This is a genomic window from Streptomyces sp. P5F9, from assembly GCF_057961495.1.
On the sequence record NZ_JBXVPZ010000630.1, the window covers coordinates 1 to 4,599 of the forward strand.

Annotated in this window: 4 protein-coding genes; 2 read left to right on the top strand and 2 right to left on the bottom strand. The window is 72.4% G+C overall.

The features are described from left to right. Positions 1–71 precede the first annotated feature (71 nt). Complete coding sequence (locus AC31A1_RS47275) at positions 72–1,628, bottom strand: aldehyde dehydrogenase family protein (protein WP_489659240.1); 1,557 nt, start codon at positions 1,626–1,628, stop codon at positions 72–74. Positions 1,629–1,828: 200 nt separating this feature from the next. Here AC31A1_RS47275 and AC31A1_RS47280 point away from each other — a divergent pair, with 200 nt between their 5' ends. Beyond that, positions 1,829–2,785 carry a bifunctional helix-turn-helix transcriptional regulator/GNAT family N-acetyltransferase gene (locus AC31A1_RS47280; protein WP_489659241.1) on the top strand — a complete coding sequence of 319 codons (957 nt, stop codon included), beginning with the start codon at positions 1,829–1,831 and terminating at the stop codon, positions 2,783–2,785. On the opposite strand, the gene AC31A1_RS47285 is transcribed toward AC31A1_RS47280, so the two are convergent. Then, positions 2,768–3,721, bottom strand: a complete 954-nt coding sequence (locus tag AC31A1_RS47285) for a LysR family transcriptional regulator (protein WP_489659242.1) — start codon at positions 3,719–3,721, stop codon at positions 2,768–2,770. The genes AC31A1_RS47280 and AC31A1_RS47285 overlap by 18 nt on opposite strands. A 93-nt stretch (positions 3,722–3,814) precedes the next feature. Here AC31A1_RS47285 and AC31A1_RS47290 point away from each other — a divergent pair. Beyond that, positions 3,815–4,599 (top strand): MFS transporter (locus AC31A1_RS47290; protein WP_489659243.1); only part of this gene is annotated, 785 nt, incomplete at its 3' end.

Sequence of the window (4,599 nt, forward strand, 5' to 3'; positions counted from 1 at the left end):
GGGGGGACCTTCGAACCGGCGCGGCCGACCGGGGAGGTCGGCCCGCGAACCGGCTCGGCCTGCCGCGGGGCTCAGCCCGCGAACCAGCGCACCGGCTTCGGCGCCAGGTTCTGGTAGACGTGCTTGGCCTCGCGGTACTCGGCGAGTCCGGCGGGGCCGAGCTCCCGGCCCACACCGCTCTTTCCGAAGCCGCCCCACTCCGCCTGCGGAAGGTAGGGGTGGAAGTCGTTGACCCAGACGGTGCCGTGCCGCAGCCGTCCGGCGACGCGGCGCGCGCGGCCCGCGTCGGCGGTCCAGACGGCGCCCGCGAGGCCGTACTCGGTGTCGTTGGCGAGCGCGACCGCCTCGTCCTCGGTGCGGAAGGTCTCGACGGTGAGGACCGGTCCGAAGACCTCCTCGCGTACGACGGTCATCTCGCGGTGGCACTGGTCGAGGACGGTCGGCTCGTAGAAGTAGCCGGTGGCGGGCCGGGTCGCGGCCGGCTCGGGGCGCTTGCCGCCGGAGCGCAGCACCGCGCCCTCGGCGAGTGCGCCGGCGACGTACGACTCGGTCCTGGCGCGCTGCTGTTCGGAGACGAGGGGGCCGCACTCGACGCCGTCCTCGGTGCCGCGGCCCAGGCGGATCTTCTCGGCGCGGCGGGCGAGTTCGGCGACGAAGCGCTCGCGGACGGTCTCCTCGACGATGAGGCGGGAGCCCGCGGAGCAGACCTGGCCGCTGTGGATGAAGGCCGCGTTGAGGGCCTGGTCGACGGCGGTGTCGAAGCCCTCCTCGGTGGCGCAGGCGTCGGCGAAGACGACGTTGGGGTTCTTGCCGCCGAGTTCGAGGGCGACCTTCTTGACGGTCACGGCGGCGGCCTGTGCCACCTTCGTGCCGCTGATGAGGCCGCCGGTGAAGGAGACGAGGTCGACGTCGGGGTGCTCGGCGAGCCGGGCGCCGACCGAGTGACCGGGCCCGGTGACGATGTTGGCGACACCGCTCGGGAGACCGGCCTCGACGAGCAGGTCGATCAGGGCGACCGTCGTCAGCGGGGTGATCTCGCTGGGCTTGACGACGAAGGTGTTGCCGGCCGCGAGGGCGGGCGCGATCTTCCAACTCGCCTGGAGCAGCGGGTAGTTCCAGGGCGTGATCAGCGCGCAGACGCCGACGGGCTCGTGCACGACGACGCTGTGGACGTCGGGCGTGCCCGCGTCGACGACCCGGCCGGGGGCCTCGCCGGCGACGAGGTCGGCGAAGTAGCGGAAGGCGTCGGCGACACAGTCGATGTCGACCCGGCCCTCTTCCACGGTCTTGCCCGCGTCCCGGCTCTCCAGCAGGCCGAGCTGTTCGCGGTCGCGTACGAGGAGGTCGGCGACGCGGCGCAGCAGGGCGGCGCGCTCGGTGACGGGGGTGCGCGGCCAGGCTCCCTCACCGCGAACTCCCGCACCGCCGCCCCCCTCGCCTCCGTCGAAGGCGGCACGGGCGGCGGCGACGGCTATGTCCGTGTCCTTCTCGTCGCCCTCCGCGACCACGGCGAACGGCAGCGCGTCCGCGGGGTCGATGATCTCGCGCGTGGCGCCCGAGACCGCTTCCAGCCAGTCCCCGCCCGCGTGAATGGTCTTCCCCGCCTGCTGTTCCGTGTTGTCGGCCATGATCGGTATTGCCTTCCGTTCCTGTTCAGCGCCCCAGCGTCACCTAACTGTCACTCTCGGGGACTGCGAGCGCCTGCCCGGGACGTCCGTATGCATGCGCAATCCATGGCCGAAAGTGGGCCGAGTCACTGGACAGGGCCACAAAGGCCGCATCACGCCCCATGGACTCCTCCGATTCCTTTGACTAGAGTCAAAGAACTATGGAGCCAGCCACGGAGGAGCCAGCCACGGAATCGACACCCGCACCGACACCCGCACCGGCACCGACACCGGTGGCCGCGGCGGACGTAGCCGCCTTCCGGCACTTCAACCGCTACTTCACCCGCCGCATCGGCGCCCTCGACGACCACTACCTCGGCCAGGACCGCCCCCTCGGCGAGGCCCGGCTGCTCTTCGAGATCGGCGACGGCGTCTCCCTGCGCGAACTGCGCGGCCGGCTCGCCCTGGACGCGGGCTACCTGAGCCGGATGGCGAAGTCGCTGGAGGCGCAGGGGCTGGTGCGGCTGACCGTGCCGCCGTACGACACCCGGCTGCGCCTGATCGAGCTGACCGACGCCGGTCGCGTCGAGGTCAAGGAGCAGGACCGCCGCGCCAACGCGCTCGCCGCCGGTCTCCTCGCCACCCTCACCGCACCCCAACGCACCGAACTGACCGACGCGTTGGCGACCACCCGGCGCCTCCTCCGCCTCGCCGGCATCACGATCACCCTCGTCGACGGTGCCGCCGAGGACGCCCGCGCCTGCCTCGACGCCTACGCCGCCGACATCGACGCCCGTTTCCCCGAGGGCTTCGACAAGACGGATCTCGTACGGCCCAAGGAGGTCACCGGGGACGCGGGCGCGTTCTTCGTCGCGTACGAGGAGGGGCGGCCCGTGGCCTGCGGGGCGCTGCGGACCCTGGAGCCGGGGGTCGGCGAGATCCGGCACGTCTGGGTGCACCCCGACGCCCGCCGCCTCGGCCTCGCCCGCCGCATCCTCACGGAGCTCGAACTGGCCGCCGTAGAACACGACTTCACCGTCGTGCGGCTGGACACGCATGCGGCGCTCACGGAGGCGCAGGCGATGTACCGGGCGTGCGGGTACGCGGAGATTCCGGCCTATGTGGACCATGTCTACGCCGATCACTGGTTCGAGAAGCGGCTAGGCGACAGCGGCTGACCAGTCCCCCATCAACTCCCGTACGACGCCCCTCAGCCACGCGTGCGCCGGGTCGGCCTCGTGCCGCGGATGCCAGGCCAGCCCCAGGGGGAGCGGGGGCAGTTCGAGGGGCACGTCGAAGGTGACCAGGCCGAACGCGGAGGCCATCGGCAGGCCCCAGGAGCTGGTCAGCCCGATCAGGTCGGTGTCGCGCAGCACGAACATCGAGGCGGGCAGGGTGCCGACGGAGCCCACCACCCGCCGTTCCAGGCCGAGTTCGGCGAGCGCGGCGTCGACGGGACCGTGCAGCTTGCCGCGCCGCGACACGAGCAGATGGGACCCCGACTCGGCGAACCGCTTCGGGGTCAACTCCCCCTCCAGCAACGGATGTCCGGCGCGGACGATCCCGACCATCCGGTCCTCGTGCAGGGTCTCCACACGCAGCTCGGGCGCCGTGGAGTCGATGACCCCCACCTCCAGGTCGGCGGTCCCCTGCCGCAGGAACGGCACGTCGACATGGCTCTCGGAGAGAAACCGGATGCGGATGCCGGGCGCCTCCCGGGCGGCGCGTGCGAACAGGGCCGCGCCGTACAGGGCGGCGATCGCGTCGTGGCCGATGATCGTGAGCGTACGGCTGACGGTCCTGAGGTCGGCGTCCTGCCCCGGCGCGAACAGGGCCCGCGCCCGCTCCACCACCGCGCTCACCTCGGCGCGTACGGCGAGCGCGCGCGGCGTGGGCACCATCTTCCGCCCGGCGCGGACCAGTACGGGATCACCGAGCGCCTTGCGGATACGGCCCAGGGTGCGGCTCATCGCCGGTTCGGAGAGATGCAGCCGGTGCGCGGCGCCCTGCACGCTCTGCTCCTCCAGCAGCACGTCCAGGGCGACCAGCAGATTGAGGTCCAGGCTCCCCGGCCCGCCGGAACCACCGGGACTGGCGGATTGCGTCACGCGCATTCGCCCCTTGCAAAGGTTGCACTGGAAAGCAGGTCATCGCCGAGCCTACGGTGACAGGGCACCCACCACCACACCGGACTCCCTGGAGGAGCCGTGCCCTCACACGCCCTGAAACGGTCGACACTCCTCACCCTCTGCGCCTGCGTCCTCGTCGCGCAGAGCATGGTCGCCGCCATCAACCTCCTGATCCCGCAGCTGAGTTCGTCCTCCCTGCACCCTTCGCACACCGAACTGCTGTGGATGGTCGACGCGTACGTCATCGTCTTCGCCGGACTCCTCATCCCGGCCGGCGCGCTCGGCGACCGGCACGGCCGCAAGGGCGCGCTGCTCGCCGGTCTCGCCCTGTTCGCGGCGGGCGCCGCCACCAGCGCGCTCGCCCAGAACCCGGCGACGCTGATCGCGGGCCGCGGCCTGTCCGGCGCGGGCGCGGCGCTGATCACCCCGGCGACGATGTCGATCCTGGTGCACCTGTCCGCCCCGGAGAACCGGGCCCGCGCCATGGGCAGTTGGACCCTCGCGCTCGGCCTCGGCGGACTCGCGGGCAACCTCGGCGGCGGACTGGTCGGCCAATTCCTGTCCTGGCGTGCCCTGTTCGGAGTGATGGCCCCGCTGGCCGCCCTGCTGGCCCTCGCGGTCGCCCTCACCACACCCCGCACGGAACGCGCCGCGCACAGCAACCTCGACCCCACCGGCACCGTCCTCCTGACCACCGGCCTGGTCGCGGTCCTCTTCGGCATCATCGAGGGCCCGGCCCACGGCTGGACGTCCCCGCGCATCATCACGGCGTTCACGGTGGGCGCCGCGCTGATCGCCACGTTCACCGCCCACGCCCTGCGCTCCCGCACCCCGCTCCTCGACCCGCGCGTCTTCGCCTCCCC

What these genes read in the sequence shown, in the direction of transcription:
- AC31A1_RS47275 (WP_489659240.1), bottom strand. Translation starts at nt 1,628, where the DNA reads ATGGCCGACAACACGGAACAGCAGGCGGGGAAGACCATTCACGCGGGC.
- AC31A1_RS47280 (WP_489659241.1), top strand. Translation starts at nt 1,829, where the DNA reads ATGGAGCCAGCCACGGAGGAGCCAGCCACGGAATCGACACCCGCACCG.
- AC31A1_RS47285 (WP_489659242.1), bottom strand. Translation starts at nt 3,721, where the DNA reads ATGCGCGTGACGCAATCCGCCAGTCCCGGTGGTTCCGGCGGGCCGGGG.